The sequence below is a fragment of the Methanobacteriaceae archaeon genome (genome assembly GCA_030656015.1).
GTDB lineage: Archaea > Methanobacteriota > Methanobacteria > Methanobacteriales > Methanobacteriaceae > UBA349.
Genome location: JAUSNX010000004.1, coordinates 536,011 through 554,383 on the forward strand (window position 1 = coordinate 536,011; position 18,373 = coordinate 554,383).

Here is an 18,373-nt window from a genome sequence, read left to right on the forward strand (position 1 = left end):
CCCCGAAATCAATTTTTTCCTTTGGGCATTATTATTCCTGCGACTATAGACAATATTGCAATTGCCAGTAAAGCTAGTGGAGCTCCTGTATCTTGCATAGGGACGTTATTGCCACTAGAACCGTTGGTTCCATTAGTTCCATTAGTAGATATTGCACAGACATCTGCTGGTGTTATATTAGTAGATGTTGGATTAAATGTATCTGAAGCCACTGATGGATCAATCAAATATTTTCCTGGTTCAATTAGGGTCAGAAGAATATTCAAGTAGGGATCACTTATAGGTACATCCCCTACATTCCAAGTTAACGTTCTGGTAGCTGCATCATAAGTTGCAGTTCCATAACCTGATTCCGGGGTTGCACTGACAAATTTCATTCCTTTTGGAACCACCCATGTGACTACTACATTTTCTGCAGTATCGGGTCCATTATTTCCCAGTTTGAATTGTATCAACACATTGTTTGGAATTCTTATACATTGTGTAGTGGTATTGACTACCAGATACAATGCTGCTGCTTTTGGTACGTTTATAGTAGCATTGGCTTCGCTAGCCCAGTTAATCATCTCCCCTGTTGCATTTACAATTGCGGTTAGGTTTAGAGTTGCGTTTGTACCATTTAATAATGTTCCTACGTTCCATATTCCTGTTGTGGAGTTGTATATTCCTTGTGAGGATAGGTATGAAACGAATACTAGTCCTGTTGGTAAGTTATCTACTACCTGCACACCTGATGCATCATTTGGTCCGTTGTTATGTGCTATTACTGTGAATATAATTGTACTTCCATAGTTTGGAGTAGAATTATTCACCGTTTTTGTTATTACCACGTGTGAATGTAGTGGTATGTCCACTTGTGCGCTTGCGTTACCGTATGGTGGTCCTTGTGGGTATTGTGGGTTGTAATTGGTTTGTGATGTTTGGTATACTATGTTGTTTAGTGTAGTATTGGCTACGGTTATCTGTCCAGGTATTGCTACCCATAATGTTTGGCCTACATCAATAGATGCGAGCCAACTCCCTATCCATTGGCTAGGGACATTAATCCAGCTTCCTGAATCCCATTTATATTGCCAGTAACTATCTGGTACGAATCCTGCTGGTAGAGCATCACTTAGAGTGATTGTAGCAAAACTAGGGCCTAGATTTGTTGCACTGAAGACTACCCAGACATTATCCTGGTATTGTGCTGTGTTTATTGGTGTTCCGTCTTGGTTTGCTCTCCACTCTTTATGAAGAGTAAAGATAGATGCTGAAGGTACATTTATTGTTTCGTTGTCTTCGCTCCATGGTAATGGGTCAAAGGTTGTCTGGTTGGTCACACTAGCCCAGTTGGTTATGGTTCCTACTCCAGTCACATTAGCTATTATGTTCAGGAATGCTGAGGTGCCGTTTAATAATGTTCCTATATTCCATATTCCAGTATTTGAATCATATGTTGTTCCTGGTGTAAATATAGATGAAACATAGGTCAATCCAGCTGGTAATATATCTGTTACTTGCACACCTTGGGCATCGTTTGGACCTGTATTAAGTGCGGTGATGGTGAACGTCACTAAACTCCAATAATCTGGTATTAGATTGTTAACTGTTTTGTTTAATACAACATGAGCTGATGGTTCCACAGTCACGTTAGCGGTTGCGTTGTTATCTTCAGGGTGCGGATCAAAGGTGGTTGATGTTACATTCACGAAATTGGTTATTAATCCGGTGGCATTTACTATTGCAGTTATATTAATTGTTGCAGATTGTTCGTGTCCCAGAGTTCCTAAATTCCAGGTGTATATGTTCCCTACTATTAAAGATGGTACTGGTGTTGAGGATACGAAAATCAGCCCACTTGGCCATACATCTGTGACCAATACATCCTGAGCAGCATCTGGCCCTGCATTGAACACAATCACCGTAAAATGGATTGTATCTCCATAATTTGGTGTTGGTTCGTCAACTGTTTTACTGATTGTGAGATCTGCTGTGGGTACATATGGGGTTTCGACGAAAAGTACTTCTAAATCCTGGTTGTTCTGTGGGTTGGGGTCGAATTCAGTTCCGTTGACGGTGGCGATGTTGGTTATGTTTCCTATGAACGTATTATTTATGGTGACATTAAATACAAGAGTCACTATTTGACCAACTGTCAGAGTTCCTATGTTCCATATTCCAGTAATAGGATCCCAAGTTCCCTGACTAGGAGTTGCAGCACCAAATGATGCTATTCCTGTGGGAATGGGGTCGTATGCCATTACGTTCGTTGCGTTGTTGGGTCCTAGGTTTGTAACTGTTAGGGTGAATGTTACGTTTTGTCCAGAGATTAATCCTGATGTCTGGTTGGCTGTTTTTATTATGGCCAAATCTGCAGCAGGGATTAAATTGTTGTTTGCTGTAGCGTTATTATTGAATGTTCCATTAAGATATGCATTAACCGTGTTGGTGATAGTACCTGGGGCTGGGGCATTTATATCTACAATACCTCTAATCCAGAAAGTAACAGTCTGACCAACAGACAGGTTTCCAAGAGGTACATTCTGTTCGGACGTGTATGGATTCCAGTTAGCATTATCCAAAGAGTATTGTACTCCACTAGTTAAAACTGGAGGTATGGTGTCCAAAAAGCTCACGTTCCAGGCAGTATGTGGACCATCGTTTTGTATAGTCATGTGGTAAGATAATAAACTACCAGACCAAATTGGCTCAGGAGTTCCATGTTTGGTCACATTAAGATTTGCTGGGAAGTCTACTAGAGGTATGGGTAATGTTAAGTTTCCAGTGTTGTTATGTGGGTCTGTGTAAGTAATGTTAGCTATTAAATTAGTGGGAATGTTGAATCCGTTTTTCATTGACATTAAATTGTAACTTACGTTCCAGTTTTGTCCTTGTCCTAGACTTGGTATAAACCAGGTTAAGGTTCTGGTACCATCTGGGTTTAAAACATTGGTTGTGGGGACAATGGTAGCTCCTACATAGGTCATGTAGTTGGGTACAACATCTGTGACAGTGATATTTTTAGCTTGAGTGGTTATGCTTTGGAATATCTGGTTATAGATGCTTTCTATGACTGAGGCATTGTTGGCAAAATAATATTGCGGCACGCCGTTGATAACAGATGCCATCTGTGTTAATACAGTAGGATTAACATCCGGTCCTAAACCTATGGTATAGACATTGTATCCAAGATTTTTTGCTTGAGTAGCATAGAATATAGCCATTTGATCTGGATTGAGTGTAGCATTACCACCTGCATTAAATTCTCCATCTGTTAGTAAGATGATGTTCCTTTGATTAGCTGGTAGTGATGATAAGCTGAGTATATTAATGGATGTTTGCATTGCCAGAGCACCATTTGTTGTTCCTCCAGGAGTGTTCTGGTTCACTACATTAATAGCCTGAGTGAAGTTACTGGTTAAACCTTGCTGTTGTTTTATTATATTAGCCCAATTAACCACACCCACTTTATCAGTGGTGTTGTTCATTTGATTTATGAAACTGATGGCTCCAGTTTTTCTAAGACCTGTGGGGTCACTGGTACTCATACTTCCAGAAGCGTCTATGGCAAAAACCACATCAGCAGGAAGTCGGGTTGAATCACTGGATCCATTCACTTCTATGTTAACCGTGGCTGTATCAACCCCGGTTACTTGGGCGGTTTTATTTGCTTCTACAGGCTGAGCACATACTGATCCAGCCATAAAAAGCACCATGATTACCATGAATAAACTCATTATAATCAAATTTTTTTTCACTTTTCCCCCCCTTTTCAATTTTTTTTTCAATTTTTCACCTCCTTTATATTGCGATTAACATAGAATATATGGACTTAAGAAATATAAGTAATTATTTATCATGTTTTTTTCTATATTGGCCAATAATTTCTAACATATTAACTTTTTAAATGAACAATTCATAATTATTTTAGAAATTATCTAAAAAATGTTTAATTTAAAATAAAGCAATATTAATAAAATTTAAGCGAATTCAAAAATAAATTAATAAGAAAACCATATAATGCCAATATATTTGTATTAAAAATAAATTTCAGACAAATAGCACAATCCGATGCACATAATTGTACATCATATTAATAATTCTCGAGAAAAATTAGAGAATAATTATTCATATTTAAGAGAAATAAATTAGAGAAATAATCAAGTTCGTCATATGTAGATTTAACGAACATGTGGCAAGGAAAAACACGAAATATAATGCTATAAAATATATTAGTAATACAATAATAAATATTACTTAAAGGAGATTCTAGTATGAAATTTGATGTTGCCTCCCAAGATCGTATTGACTTATGAGTACTAAGAAAAGATCTAGAAAAATCAAGTCTAAAAGCCTATCTTAATTGCTTTAAAAACTTTTGTGAATTAATTGGTAAAACACCAGATGAACTTATCTTGGAAGCAGATGCTGAAGAGGAAAAGGGTATTAAATTGAGGGATAGGAAGATTAATCTTTATTTTTTAAAATATAAAAGAAAGCTAGAAAACGATTGAAAAGGCAATTGAACTATCAAATTACTTTTTAAAACAATTAAATAGTATCCTGAGCTCATGGACATAATCGAACAAATTGCCAATGAATAATTAGTTAGTCTAATCTTTTTCTGACATTTGAGATAATATTCCCCTTTTTTTCATATTCTTTGATGTATTTAGTAATGCGACCTGGGATAGGCTACTCTTATTATTTTTCTACAGGAAGGCCAGGAGCAGTAATTTTATAGCAGTTTTTTTATAAATAGACAGCCTATATATATTAGTAATTCTTAACTTCTAATTATGAAGAACAACATCTTCAACAAGTATGATTAGATTCATTAAGATTTTGATTAGATATGAGAATTTCATGCCACATAAATATTTAATTAATGTTTTTTAAAATAAGAAGATGATGATATGACATACGTAGATGATGTATTAGAAGAGCTGAAGAGGAAAAATCCTTATGAACCAGAGTTCATACAGACTGCAACTGAGATTTTAAGATGTCTTAATGTAGTGTTTGAAAGGCATCCTGAATTTCAGGAAGCAAAGATTTTAGAAAGATTTTTAGAACCTGAAAGAGTGATTATGTTCAGAGTACCATGGGTTGATGATAATGGTGAAGTACAGGTGAATCGAGGTTTTCGTGTTCAGTTCAACAGTGCACTTGGCCCATATAAGGGAGGGCTTCGTTTTCATGAGACGGTTAATTTATCAGTTCTTAAATTATTAGGATTAGAACAGATTTTAAAAAACAGTCTTACCGGCATGTCAATTGGCGGTGCAAAGGGTGGAAGTGATTTCAATCCAAAAGGCAGATCCGATGCTGAGGTTATGAGATTCTGCCAGAGTTTCATGGTTGAACTTAGTAATTATATAGGGCCTGAAATTGATGTCCCTGCGGGGGATATTGGTGTGGGTTTAAGAGAAGTGGGATACCTATTTGGGCAGTATAATAGAATTACAAACAGACATAACTGCGTATTAACCGGAAGTGGAATAGAATATGGTGGATCTCTTGTAAGAACAGAAGCCACAGGTTATGGCCTTATTTATATATTGGAAGAAGCTTTAAAAGCAAGGGGAGAAACTTTGGAAGGTAAAAAGATAATAGTTTCTGGTTCAGGAAATGTGGCCATATATGCAGCTGAAAAGGCTATACAACTTGGAGCAACACTCATTGCTATGTCTGACTCAAAAGGTTACATTTATAATGAAAATGGAATATCTATTCCATTTGTAAAACATATCAAAGAAGAAAGAAGAAAATGTATCTATGAATACTTAAATGATTTTCCTGATACCGTCTATAAAGAAGGAAGTGAAGGTCTTTGGAATATAAAATGCGATATAGCTCTTCCCTGTGCTACTCAAAATGAGTTAGATGAAGATTCAGCAATAAAACTTATTAATAATAGAGTTAAATATGTTGCAGAAGGAGCAAATAAGCCATCAACCCCCGAAGCTACTAAATTATTCTTAAAATCTGGATTAATGTTCTTACCAGGGAAAGCAGCTAATGCTGGAGGAGTTACAACCAGTGTACTAGAAATGGCCCAAAGAAGCTCAAATATGCACTGGTCATTTGAAGAGGTTGATTCCAGATTAAAAAGAAACATGATTGAAATATATAGAAATATTGATAAAATGGCTAAAGAATATGGATTTGAAGGCAACTATGTAGTTGGAGCTAATATTGCAGGATTTATTAAAGTTGCAAAGGCAATGATGGCTCAGGGAATTGTCTAATAACTAATATACGTATATTCTGTTATGAGTAAGATATTTATAAATCATATATAATTTATTAGTTGCAGAAGCTTTTCCAATAAAACAAGGATTGAAACTTTACTTCAAAATCATCGTGCTCATCCGAGTGATTTTTTAAAAGTTCCATATACTTTCTTACCACCTATTGTCCTCTAATGACCAAGCTTATCATGGAAAATAATTTTCATTTTACTTTTTTTAAGGGAAATATATTGATTGTATTAAAAATTAAAGTTTTCCAAGCAGTTCTAAGGTATTTTGAACTGTTTATTACATAATTTAGGGATTTAAAAAAAAATTGGGAGTGGGATGTAAAATCCCATTATTACTTTTTACTAACACCTATAAATCCACTTACAACCATTAAAATTGCCAGTATTACTCCAGTTAATGGCATTCCAGTGTTTTGCATTCCCACGGTGTCATATGATGTAGTGGTTGATGCGTTAACAGAGGTATTGTTGGTGTTGTTGGTATTGTTTCCAGGATTAACTCCTGGTCCCTGAACAGCGTAGAGATAAAAGATTCCATCAATGTTCACCCCGAAGTATAGGGTACCATCACTAGATAAGGCTGCGGAAGTACTTGGATTAACTGCTAATGACCATTTAATGGTTCCATCCGGGTTTAAAGCATAGAATGTAGTACAGGCACTACCATCACCAAAGTAAATGGTTCCATCGGCACCTATTACTGGATCTATACCAACTGCACGAACAGTGGTGAAACTCCATTTAAGGGTTCCATCCTGATTAATTGCATACAAAATGCCAGAATACTTATTATTATCTTGGAAAGAACCTCCGACATATATAGTACCATCTTTAGATACTGAAGGGGCTGTTGCAAAATAAGAGTAATCTCCTTTTTCAGCGGCATATAACCATTTAAATGTTCCATTAGGATTTATTGCGTATAATTTGCTGTCGTCACTTGCTAAATAGATAGTTCCATCACTGGCGACTGTTGGATGTGATCTTACTCCTCCATTAAATTGGTAAACCCATATTATATTCCCATTCTGATTGAATGCGCATAGGTTAACTGTTCTGTCACTATAAGACCAAACGTGATATACAAAGTAGATAGTTCCATCGGGAGCTATAGCGGGAGATGGTACATTATCACCATACTGTCCTTCGGAAACACCATATTCCCATTTTTTAGTGCCGTCAGGATTTAACGCGTTTAATTTAGCGTTCCATCCTCCTTCGTAATAGCTGCTGCTGAAGTAGATAGTTCCATCAGTCCAAACTGCTGGAGATCCGCTCATGTAGACTGCTGCTCCTTCGTTGAGGATGTATTTCCATTTTACAGTTCCATCAGGATTGAAGGCATATACCATACCGTAAGTTCGGGTATTATCATGGAATTCACCGGTAATATAGATGGTGCCATCAGCTGTAATGGCTGGAGATCCTACAAAGTAATTGTAACAGTTCTCATTCAGGATTCCATCTAAAATGGTATAATTCCATTTTTTGGTTCCATCTGGATTCAATGCATATAAATTAGCTAGATAATTTGTACCATTATTGAATCGAGTTGGCAAGTATATGGTGCCATCGGGACCTATAGATGGTGCCTGATTTATTTGACTGTCGTTATCTCCAGTAGTATAGTTCCATTTTGTGCTGTTGTTTTGAGGTCCAACATACTGGGACTGTCCAGTGTTCTGGTTGTCATTCATGGCTTTAGGGTACTGACTGTCAGCCAGGGTATCGGGCGAATCAGCCATAACCGGACTAATTGATATAAATATCAGTGCAATCAAAGCCATGACAAGTGTTATTTGTTTTAATTTGTGTTCTTTTTTGATCAACTATTTTTCACCTCCTTTTACAATTTTTAGAGTTTCTTGTCCGGTTTTATCATTGTAAATATTTGAATATTATATGATGATAAAGAAAGTGGACAATTTGAAAATTCACAATTTAATTTATTGTTATAACATAAATATTTATTTTATGATGCTGATTTTTTATGATAAAAATTGTAAAATATATTTTCACTTGTTTAAAATGGTTGGTGATAAAGCATACAAGAAATTACGCAGTGAAAAATCAAAAATCGTGAAAAAATCAGTTTATGCCCCTATTTCACCAATATCAAACAAACCCGTTTTTTAAAATTAATTAATAACCAGAATTAATAGTTCAAATTTAATTTAATTCAATAAATTCTAATTTTATACGTTTTAAATATTTGATTTTAATCAAAATATTCTACTTAAAAAAGTTTCTATATGATTTTAATATAAATACATAATAAATATAGAAACAATATAAATTATAATAATATATTTTTTTTGTTTTGCACAAAAATAAATTAATAATATCTAATATAAAAAATAGGAGGGGAAATATATTGATTAAAAAATTAACTATACTAATACTGCTTATTTTTACAATAACCATGTTGATTGGAACAGTTAGTGCAACAAATGCATATAATACTACTTTAGTATCCAATAGCAGTATTTCAAGTGGAGGAAATCATGAAAGTACAGTTCCCAGTACAAGTGCTGATGGGAATTTAATTGTATATTCATCAACATCCACCAATCTCATACCAAATAAAACCACAACCTACAACGAAAACATATTCCTGTATAATAAAAGCTCAGGGAAAACCATTTTAATTAGTAAAGGCCTGAAAGGTAATGGTGGAAACCGAGACAGTTACAGCCCTACCATAAGTGGTGATGGAACTATTATTGCCTTTGCTTCCTGTGCCAGTGATCTGTTACCGGGACGCGTAATAAATAACACCGCCAACATCTACACTTACAATATAAATTCCGAAATTACTGAACTTATTACCGAAGGGCCAGGTGGGGCTGGGGTAAATGGGGATTGTGGCCATCCATCCATTAATTACGATGGAACGGTTATAGCCTATGAATCCCAAGCCAACAATATTTACAAAAATATGAGTAAAGCAACAAATACTTACGAAATTTTTGTTACTTATATAGATAGTTCTGGGGAAAGAAATAACACATTAATCAGTAATGAAGCTGACTTTAGCGGAGCAGGAAATAATAGATACCCTAGTATCAGTGCTAATGGTAGATTAATAGCATATTTTTCCGAACATGGCAAATTAAAAGACAATACAAGCGTAACTTATGGAAATATTAACCTCTATGACTTGGATGAAGAAATAAACTATTTAATAAGTTATGGGGCCATTGGAAATGGAGGAAACAGTGTCAGTAACTATCCCCACATCAGTGCCGATGGGAGCACCATTGTTTTTGCTTCATTTGCCACAGATATGATCTACGGGACTTTAACCAACACTAATGAAAATATTTTCATCTATAATGATTATACTGGATTAATCCTCATAACCAAAGGAGCCTCTGGAAATGGAGGAAATGGATACAGTTCACGTCCCAGTATAAATGCAGACGGAACCATAATAACCTTCTACTCCACGGCCACAGACCTAATACCCGGCCTAATAACCAATGGAAAAGAAAATATATTCGTTTATGATGTTCTTAATGATGAAATGGGCCTCATGAGTCCTGGAAGTGGAGGTAAAGGTGGAAATGCTGGAAGTTTCAATCCAGTTATTAGCTATGACGGAACAACTATAGTTTATCAATCCAGTGCCAGCGATCTTATTAAAGGAAAGAATATCATTGGAGAACAAATATACTTCACTAAGGTAAATAACGAGCCTATTGCAATTAATGATACTGTAACTCTCGCTGAGGATACCAATGTTACTATTCCAGTATTAAACAATGATACTGATCAAAATGGAGATAATTTGACCATATATAAGATTATTGGACCATTACATGGAACCGTGACTGTAAATCCAGATAAAACCATATTATACAAACCATATTCTAATTACAATGGATTAGATAGTTTTTCATACACCATTACCGATGGAAAAAATGGTTTCAGTACTGCAGTAGTTAATATAACCGTTACTCCAGTAAATGATGCTCCAGTTGCTGCAAATGATGCAAAAATGACTCCTGGAAACACTTCCGTTGTCATTCCAGTTCTATTAAATGATAGTGATATGGATAACGATAATTTATCCATAACTGGTACCAGCAACCCATTACATGGAACAATAAATGTAAATCCAGATAAAACCATAACTTACACCCCAAATACTGGATTTATAGGTTCTGACAGTTTTACCTACACCATAAATGACGGCCACGGGGAGGCCAGCACTGCTACAGTAACTATAACTGTTAATAATCCACCAATTGCAGTAAATGATGTATTTAATACTCTAAACACTGTTTCCACTGCGATAGATGTCACTAAAAATGATATGGATCCTGATGGCGATAATCTAACTGTTTCCATTTTCAGCAAACCCCTACATGGAAAAGTATCAATAAATGGAAATATAATTACTTACACCCCAAATGCAGGATACTTCGGTTCAGAAAGTTTCAAATACACTATAAATGACGGCCACGGAGGAACCAGTACTGCCACAGTTTCAGGAACTGTGATTGATGTTACACCACCAGTAGTAGTTTCAACTTATCCTAAAAATGCGGCTAAAGGTGTTTCTAGAACCAGTACCATCTACATCAAGTTTAGTGAAAACATTAAGTCCAGTATTAACTGGTCAAAAGTTGTAGTAAAAAACAGCCGTGGACAAAATGTATCCATTAAAAAATGGATTTCCGGAAATACATTGTACATAAAACAAACCTACAAAAGAACCAAGTACAGTTATTACACAGTATACATCCCGTCCTCTGCCATTAAAGACTATGCAGGACACAAGTTAGCTGTAAAATACACATTTAAATTCAAAACAGGGGCCTAAACCCCAGTTTTTTATTTTTGAATTTTAATGATAGAATAGTTTTTAATTTTGTTTTTAATTATTTTGGCCAGTATTTCTAATAGAGGAGACTTATGAACGATCTAAAAGAAAATAAAAAATATGAAAAACAGGCCCAGTTAATTTCAGATGTTAGTAATGCTCCTATTTTGGCCTTGATTGTTTTTTCAATTATAAATTTTTACTACTTAAATTTCAATGATTTTATTAAAATAGATATCATAAGCGTTTTTTTCGCCAGCATACTGCCCGCCGTAGTAATAATAGTTTTTTTAAAGAGAAAGAATATTCATCGCGACCTTTTGAAAAAGGAAGATCGGAAAATACCATTAATAATTGCTATTATTTCCTATTTTTTAGGCACAATCGCCCTTTTCATGATGCAAGCTCCACCCATTAGTACCGCACTAATGTTCTGCTATTTTTCCAATACCATGATAGTAATGGTCATATCCCGATACTGGAAGATAAGCATACATTCCATGGGAATTTCAGGACCTACAACGGGTTTAATTTTTGCATTTGGTTTGGCTGGCGCCATATTGGGATTATTAGGACCTTTGGTAATGTGGAGTCGAGTATATTTAAATCGCCATACTGTTTCCCAAGTTTTGGTCGGATTTTTGTTCGGTTTTATACTTACTGCTGCCCAAATGATCCTATTCTTAAATTTAATTATTTAATTTTTTTTGTTTAGCTTAATTGAATTTCTTAAAGAACTTTAATATCATTAAAGAATTAAATATATCATAAGAGTGTATAAATATATTTCAAATTTTTTTGAAATTGTGAAATGAACAGTATAATAAATAAATATTCATTGATAAGGATAAAATATAATATAATTACAAGTTTTTTAAATATTTTAATGGTGAAAAATAATGGTTTTAAGTAGTTCAATGGGTAGTTTACTAAATGGTAAAGACGCATTAATCCTGTTTTTCGGGATTTATTTAATGATTGTAATGAATTTAATACGTAAATACCGAACATTCGATGTTCAACTATTTTTTTCAAATGATAAAAAGAGAAGAAATCGTTTTATACGTAGATTCATCGTAGGATTCTTTTTAATAGATATTTTTCCAGTTATATGGCTTTTAATACTATATGCATTCGTTATTACACCTTACAGTGGCCCATTTCCCATTATGGCCGCAGCATTTGCCGCTTTGTCAGTTTTAGGTTTTGTAAAAATATTACACTCAATTATCGCCACCGAAAATCACCTGAAGTTCTATTCTGCAGACGAATTTCAATATGTGGTTTCCAACTGGGGCCGGGATGATGATGATGACAACACATTCAAAGCCCATTTTATATCAGGCATTGCTTATCTGATATTTTTCGCGTTATTAGCCTATTTAGTAGGTAATATTCCACTTTTAATAGGTGAGATATAATATTTTATAAATTTCCTCAATTATATTTCCACCTTGAATTTACTAACATAATAATTCATAAAAAATCAATTTTAAATCATTAAACCCATAATCTTTAGCAACAGTTTTTCACAATACGAATAATTTTAAATTCAAAAATTAATTTATCATTTTCACAAATGAAAAAGATGGGCATTGAGAAAAAAAACTCTAATTACTAATAAAAATTGGAATAATTACGCTGCAATAAAATGTGAAATTAAATACTGAAAAAATTCTGACTATTAGTAGTAGATATGATTAGTGTTGTAGATAAGTAGTGGTTTTCTTAGATGTTCCATGTAATAATTTTTAAACTACCTTTCAAATAGAATTTTTTAAAGTATGTGGTATCCATGTAATGGTAAAAATATCAAAGGTTTTAAGATTTTATTTTTGAATAATTATAATTCATTAAAATTTTTATTAATGTGAATCTTTCATGATTTTTTTTTTATTTTTAAAAATCTTAAAGAAATATTGAAAAATTATAGATTATAATTTTAATAAAAAAATTTTAAGAATAAAAAGTTAAAAGCAATTTTAGAATTCTATTTCTCTAAAATTTGAGCAGGAGTGCAAACATTTTCCAGCCATTTAAAATTTTCCAAATTATCAGTTACTAAATGGGCATCCAATAAAATAGCAGTACTTCCCACAACATAATCCCTTGCATTTTTAACGAAATCTTTAGAAGATTTTTCAATAACCATCTTTGCTTCTTCAGTTCCAATAGGAACCACTACTACATTCATCTCATTTAAAATAGTATCAACCATTGAGGGAGTATTTCCCATATTAGTCTGATTATAAAGGTATTCCATATAAACTACAGCCGATAAATACTTTTCTTCATCAGAATTTAATAACCAGTTGAAGAACTGCTTATTATACAGCACATCTGTGTCTAAAACTAATTTCATATTATTGCCTCAAATTATTTTACAAGTTGAGTTGTGAAACTCTGCCTTGATCCTGAATCTGTATTTTTTGAGTTTTCATCACAAACCATCATTTCAGCCAAGGACTTAACTGTCATGATTACCCATTCACAATTATTATTTTTTACAAAGACTACCTTATCTCCAGATTGAATATTCAAATCTTCTCTTACATCTTTTGGAATTGTCACTTGAAATTTTTTGGTAACACTAACCATGATCTCACCTTAAATTAAATAATATCCAATAATATTAGAAATGTTATCCTACCAAAATTTGGGCAGTAATACCTTAAAAAGTTTAGTATGATAAAAATTAAGTGAACTATATTAATATTTTTTATTTGTTTTCTTGAGATTAGTTCTATTCATAATTCTTAAAATAAATTTTGGACATATGTTAAAAAAAATCTTATTTTAAGCTTATTGACTTTGATTATTTACTTAGGATAAATTAATCCTTGTACTAACGGTAAAACAATAACTGCGATCACTATGGCCCCTAAAAATGTCCATATTGATGATGAAATATTTAGCAAATACAAAATATAGAAATAAGCTGTTAAAGCAATTATAATTACTCCATAAGCAATTATTTGATATTTTAAAGTTACTTTGCTTCTTTTTTTAAGATTTCTAGTTTCCTGACCTTTTTTCATGTATAATTCTCCAAAAATGAATTTTAAATTAAATATAAATTATGCCTATTTAAATCATTATTTATTATAATTGATCATATTAATTATTTAAAAAAACAAAAAATAGAACAAAACTCACATCAAGCTTTGTTCTTTCTTGCTAAATATTAATGCAGATATTAAAATCATTAATATAGCAAAGAAAGTGATTACAATAATGCTTATTTCTAAAGGAAGTGCTGATTCACCTAAAGTAGCGGCTCTCAGTGCATCCACACCATAAGTCAAGGGATTTATATAAACTGCTGCCTGGAGCCATGTGGGCAGTCCCGTGATGGGAAACAGTGCTCCACTCAAAAGGAACATAGGTAAAACAATGAAACTCATTATAAGGTTAAATCCCTCCATACTATCTGTAAAAGCGGCAATAACCAGGCCCATACCCCCAAGTCCCACTGACATTATCAAAGCTATTATAATACAAAGAACGAATGTCAGAGGATCCATAGCGACCCCTACAATGAAAGAAAGAATCAATAAAATAGACGCTTGAATTACTGATGCAGTGCTGATTCCCAATGCTTTCCCCAATACAATAGAGGGTCTTGAAATGGGAGCAACCAATATTTCCTTTAAAAACCCGTATTGGCGATCCATAATAACCGAAAGGCCAGAAAAGATAGATGTGAAAAGAATGGTTTGGCCAATTATTCCTGGATAAATAAATGCCTGATACCCACCAGGTATGTTCCCACCAAATCTTACTGCTGATCCCAAACCAGTTCCAAATATTATTAGCCATAAAAGCGGAGTTACCACAGAAGTCACAATTCGGGAGCGGTATCTGAAAAATCTCTTGGTTTCTCTGAGCCATATAGTATATATTCCTTCAATTTCTGCCATTACTAGGCCCCCAAATATATTTGAGAATCTACAAACATCAAATTAGATTTATAAAATTTAAAACGGACCAATAGCATTATTTCCCCTCACTACTAATCTTAGAACCTGTAAATTTAATAAAAACATCTTCTAAATTGGGATGTTCCAGCTCAATAGACCGAATAGGGAATCCTTGTTCGCTGGCAAATCCAACAACTGCAGGAATTAGGTTTTCTCCCATTTCAACCATTAATTTGACCTCACCATCCACTGAAAATGCCTCTTTTATGAATCCTAGGGTTTTAACTTTTTCTACAAACTCCTCTGGAGAATCTACAGTAATAGTAAGAGTATCTGCTTTTAGATCCCTTTTTAGATTTTTCGGAGATTCAGAAGTGATTATATGACCCTGATTAATAATAGCCACCTCATCACAGAGTTTATCTGCCTCTTCCATGTAGTGTGTGGTTAAGAGGACTGTAATATCATGATTCTGGTTTAAATCATAAATATAATCCCATATACTTTCCCTGGTTTGAGGGTCAAGGCCTAGGGTTGGTTCATCTAAAAAAAGAACTTTAGGGTGATGAATTAAGCCCCTGCCAATTTCAAGCCGTCTTTTCATTCCTCCAGAATATGTTTTCACATATTCATCTGCTTTTTTACCCAGTGCTATTAAATCCAGGACTTCATCCAACCTTTCCTGTCGAATGTCTTTAGGAACCCCATATAATGCAGCATGCATTTCCAGATGTTCCCTACCTGTTAAAATATCATCCAGTGCTCTTGATTGAAATACAATTCCAATGGATGCTCTAACTTGCTTGGCCTGTTTTTCAATATCATAACCATTTACCATTGCCGAACCACCAGTAGGACGCAGTATAGTACACAGCATAGAAATTAATGTAGTCTTGCCCGCCCCATTAGGTCCTAAAACACCATATATGCTATTTCTAGGTACTTTAAGATCAATAGAATCTACGGCCGTGAAACTATCATATTTTTTACTGATTTTATTAGTTTCAATTGCATAGCCCATTTTATTACCCCGATTTATATTAAAATGATATCAATCAATATAGATTATTTAATGGATTTAAAAAACACTATTCTAAGCTAAAACTTAATTTAAACCCAAAATAATGATTTAAAAAGCACTATTCTAAGCTAAAACTTAATTTAAACCCACAAATAATGATTAAATCTATTCAATTAATTTAGCTTCTACCTTAAATATTGATAAAGTAATTAATAAAATATTTGAAATGCATATTTTCAAATAATTTCCCCATTATCCAATTTAATTCAAAAAGAATTTTAATAAAATTATATTACTTTTAACTCTATAATATAATCAGTGATAATCGATTAAATTATAATCCGGTGGTGGGGTAAATGATATTTGAAATGATTAAATCAGCAGGCATTGCCCATAATTCTTATTTTTTAGGTGACCATGGCAAAGCCAGCGTAATAGATCCTCGAAGAGATGTAGATATTTATATTGATCTGGCAGAGGCCAATAATTTCAAAATAGAATACGTTTTTGAAACACATCGTAATGAAGATTACATCATTGGTTCTTTGGAGCTGGCAGAACTTACTGGGGCCAAAATACTTCATGGTTCACAAGTTGATTTTGCTTATGGAAACCCTGTATTCGATAAAGACAAATTTAGCTTAGGTTCTCTAGAACTAGAAGTTTTAGAAACACCAGGCCATACTAAAGAAAGTATATCGCTTGTAATTAAAGATAAAAGTATTTCTGATAATTCGCAGATGGTTTTTGTGGGAGATGCGCTTTTTGCCGGTGCAGTAGGTCGGGTTGATTTTTTTGGAAAGTCAGAAACTCCGCATATGGCCCAATTATTATACAACAGCATACAGCAAAAAATACTGCCCCTGGGAGATCAGACCATAATTTACCCATCCCATGGAGCCGGTTCAGTTTGTGGAGCAGATATTCGGGAACAAGACATAACCACCATAGGTTATGAAAAAAAGACAAATCCCCTGTTGCAGCTAAGTGAAGAAGAATTTATTCAGAGAAAAGTTGAAGAAAAACTTTATACTCCACCTTACTTTAGGCAAATGGAAATTAGCAATCAGAATGGGCCCAAAATATTGGGGAGTATCCCCTATCTAACCCCATTGAATGCACACGAAGTTAAGTCTGAGGCATCTGAAGGTGCTCAAATAGTTGATGTTAGAAAGCCAACCAGCTTTGGTGGAGGTCACATTCCAGGCAGCATTAATATTTGGAGAGAAGGTCTGGGAGCTTATGCAGGATGGTTCTTGAATTACGAAGATCCCATAATTATCATTGATGATAATGAGCAAAAAATGGATGAAATTAAACGTTATCTGATTAGATTAGGTTACGATAATATTTATGGTCATTTATCAGATGGTTTTCTATCATGGTATATGGCTGCTATGAAAGTTGAAAATTTAGATATATGGTCCGTTCACCAGTTAAAAGAAGCTCAAGATAATGGACAAGATATGTTTTTACTGGATGTAAGAAAATTAAATGATCATAAAAAGAAATATATTAAAAATTCCCACAATATATGGGTAGGAGAAGTGCCTTTAAAACTAAATGAAATTCCAAAAGACCAAGAAGTTATAATATACTGTGATTCTGGTTATAAATCAACTATTGCTGCTAGCATATTACAAAAAAATGGATATAAATCCGTTAAAAGTGTTTTAGGTAGTATGGGGGCCTGGTTAAATGCCGAATATCCGGTGGTTAAATAAAATAATCATTAAAACCCCCTATATATTATGAATTATATAAATAATTATTGAATTCATTAAAAAATTAAAAAAAATTAAAAGGTGATGTTTTGAGTTTATACAAAGTGCCCCTAATAAAAAAAAATGAGTACGATTCTATTATCAAAAATAATTTCATTAGTAGAATTGCCTTCACTGGAGAATATCCATATATCGCCCCATTTCTATATGTTTTTCAAGATAATCATCTTTATTTCTTATCTACAAAATATGGGAAAAAAATCAAGAGATTGGAGAAAAATCCTAGGGTAGCTGTGGAAATAGAAGAATATAATGATGACTTATCCAATTACCAGTTTGTAACCTTGCAAGGTCAGATTATAGAAGAACAATCACCTGAAAAACGAAAAGAAGTAAGACAGCTTTTTGCCAATCTTATTGAATCACAGGGTTTATCTAGAAATATTTTAGCTGCTTTAGGCCATTCTCCTGAGGATCCATTAGCTTGTCTCGTTCAAAAAGAGTGTTCTTATGTTTGGAAGTTAGTTAATGTTCAATCAATTATTGGTATAAAAAAAGCAGAATCATAAATATCAATAGAATATCAATACATTCCGGATTAACAAAACAACAATAAATTTAATATTTAAAATT

13 protein-coding genes are annotated in these 18,373 nt (G+C 33.7%); 6 read left to right on the plus strand and 7 right to left on the minus strand.

Features of this window, described 5'->3' with window-relative positions; genetic code table 11:
* Window positions 1-8: 8 nt before the first annotated feature.
* The gene (locus tag Q7I96_05820; protein ID MDO9627125.1) at window positions 9-3,740 is read right to left on the minus strand and encodes a VWA domain-containing protein; all 3,732 of its coding nucleotides are present in this window, start codon (window positions 3,738-3,740) and stop codon (window positions 9-11) included.
* A gap of 1,158 nt (window positions 3,741-4,898) precedes the next feature.
* On the opposite strand from Q7I96_05820, the gene gdhA reads away from it, so the two are divergent.
* Entirely contained in the window at window positions 4,899-6,233 is a 1,335-nt protein-coding gene (gene gdhA / locus Q7I96_05825; protein MDO9627126.1) for an NADP-specific glutamate dehydrogenase, read from the plus strand.
* Window positions 6,234-6,579: 346 nt separating this feature from the next.
* Here the strand turns inward: gdhA and Q7I96_05830 are convergent, their stop codons facing one another.
* The gene (locus tag Q7I96_05830; GenBank protein ID MDO9627127.1) at window positions 6,580-8,076 is read right to left on the minus strand and encodes a PQQ-binding-like beta-propeller repeat protein; all 1,497 of its coding nucleotides are present in this window, start codon (window positions 8,074-8,076) and stop codon (window positions 6,580-6,582) included.
* 545 nt (window positions 8,077-8,621) lie between these two features.
* Between Q7I96_05830 and Q7I96_05835 the strand changes: the two genes are divergently transcribed.
* From Q7I96_05835 to Q7I96_05845, 3 genes are all read left to right on the plus strand, one after another.
* Window positions 8,622-11,075, plus strand: a complete 2,454-nt coding sequence (locus tag Q7I96_05835; protein MDO9627128.1) for an Ig-like domain-containing protein — start codon at window positions 8,622-8,624, stop codon at window positions 11,073-11,075.
* Between the two features lie 92 nt (window positions 11,076-11,167).
* The gene (locus Q7I96_05840) at window positions 11,168-11,776 is read left to right on the plus strand and encodes a PAP2 family protein (protein ID MDO9627129.1); all 609 of its coding nucleotides are present in this window, start codon (window positions 11,168-11,170) and stop codon (window positions 11,774-11,776) included.
* Window positions 11,777-11,974: 198 nt separating this feature from the next.
* A complete protein-coding gene (locus tag Q7I96_05845) occupies window positions 11,975-12,496 on the plus strand; it encodes a hypothetical protein (GenBank protein MDO9627130.1) in 522 nt (173 codons plus the stop codon).
* Window positions 12,497-13,065: 569 nt separating this feature from the next.
* Here the strand turns inward: Q7I96_05845 and Q7I96_05850 are convergent.
* From Q7I96_05850 to Q7I96_05870, 5 genes are all read right to left on the minus strand, one after another.
* Window positions 13,066-13,437 (minus strand): type II toxin-antitoxin system VapC family toxin, encoded by a 372-nt coding sequence (locus tag Q7I96_05850; GenBank protein ID MDO9627131.1) that lies wholly within the window; start codon window positions 13,435-13,437, stop codon window positions 13,066-13,068.
* 14 nt (window positions 13,438-13,451) lie between these two features.
* The gene (locus tag Q7I96_05855) at window positions 13,452-13,673 is read right to left on the minus strand and encodes an AbrB/MazE/SpoVT family DNA-binding domain-containing protein (protein MDO9627132.1); all 222 of its coding nucleotides are present in this window, start codon (window positions 13,671-13,673) and stop codon (window positions 13,452-13,454) included.
* Between the two features lie 221 nt (window positions 13,674-13,894).
* On the minus strand, window positions 13,895-14,113 hold the full coding sequence (locus Q7I96_05860) for a hypothetical protein (protein ID MDO9627133.1): 219 nt from the start codon (window positions 14,111-14,113) through the stop codon (window positions 13,895-13,897).
* A 114-nt stretch (window positions 14,114-14,227) separates the two neighbouring features.
* Window positions 14,228-14,995 carry an ABC transporter permease gene (locus Q7I96_05865; protein ID MDO9627134.1) on the minus strand — a complete coding sequence of 256 codons (768 nt, stop codon included), beginning with the start codon at window positions 14,993-14,995 and terminating at the stop codon, window positions 14,228-14,230.
* Window positions 14,996-15,071: 76 nt separating this feature from the next.
* Entirely contained in the window at window positions 15,072-16,016 is a 945-nt protein-coding gene (locus tag Q7I96_05870; GenBank protein ID MDO9627135.1) for an ATP-binding cassette domain-containing protein, read from the minus strand.
* Window positions 16,017-16,372: 356 nt separating this feature from the next.
* On the opposite strand from Q7I96_05870, the gene Q7I96_05875 reads away from it, so the two are divergent.
* Both Q7I96_05875 and Q7I96_05880 read left to right on the plus strand, forming a co-directional pair.
* Window positions 16,373-17,740 (plus strand): MBL fold metallo-hydrolase, encoded by a 1,368-nt coding sequence (locus Q7I96_05875; protein MDO9627136.1) that lies wholly within the window; start codon window positions 16,373-16,375, stop codon window positions 17,738-17,740.
* Between the two features lie 89 nt (window positions 17,741-17,829).
* Window positions 17,830-18,309 (plus strand): pyridoxamine 5'-phosphate oxidase family protein, encoded by a 480-nt coding sequence (locus tag Q7I96_05880; protein MDO9627137.1) that lies wholly within the window; start codon window positions 17,830-17,832, stop codon window positions 18,307-18,309.
* Window positions 18,310-18,373: the final 64 nt, after the last annotated feature.

Excerpts from the sequence above, each read along its gene's own strand:
- Q7I96_05875 (MDO9627136.1), top strand. The coding sequence starts at position 16,373 with ATGATATTTGAAATGATTAAATCAGCAGGCATTGCCCATAATTCTTAT.
- Q7I96_05870 (MDO9627135.1), bottom strand. The coding sequence starts at position 16,016 with ATGGGCTATGCAATTGAAACTAATAAAATCAGTAAAAAATATGATAGT.
- Q7I96_05860 (MDO9627133.1), bottom strand. The coding sequence starts at position 14,113 with ATGAAAAAAGGTCAGGAAACTAGAAATCTTAAAAAAAGAAGCAAAGTA.
- Q7I96_05840 (MDO9627129.1), top strand. The coding sequence starts at position 11,168 with ATGAACGATCTAAAAGAAAATAAAAAATATGAAAAACAGGCCCAGTTA.
- Q7I96_05845 (MDO9627130.1), top strand. The coding sequence starts at position 11,975 with ATGGTTTTAAGTAGTTCAATGGGTAGTTTACTAAATGGTAAAGACGCA.
- Q7I96_05865 (MDO9627134.1), bottom strand. The coding sequence starts at position 14,995 with ATGGCAGAAATTGAAGGAATATATACTATATGGCTCAGAGAAACCAAG.
- Q7I96_05850 (MDO9627131.1), bottom strand. The coding sequence starts at position 13,437 with ATGAAATTAGTTTTAGACACAGATGTGCTGTATAATAAGCAGTTCTTC.
- gdhA (MDO9627126.1), top strand. The coding sequence starts at position 4,899 with ATGACATACGTAGATGATGTATTAGAAGAGCTGAAGAGGAAAAATCCT.
- Q7I96_05855 (MDO9627132.1), bottom strand. The coding sequence starts at position 13,673 with ATGGTTAGTGTTACCAAAAAATTTCAAGTGACAATTCCAAAAGATGTA.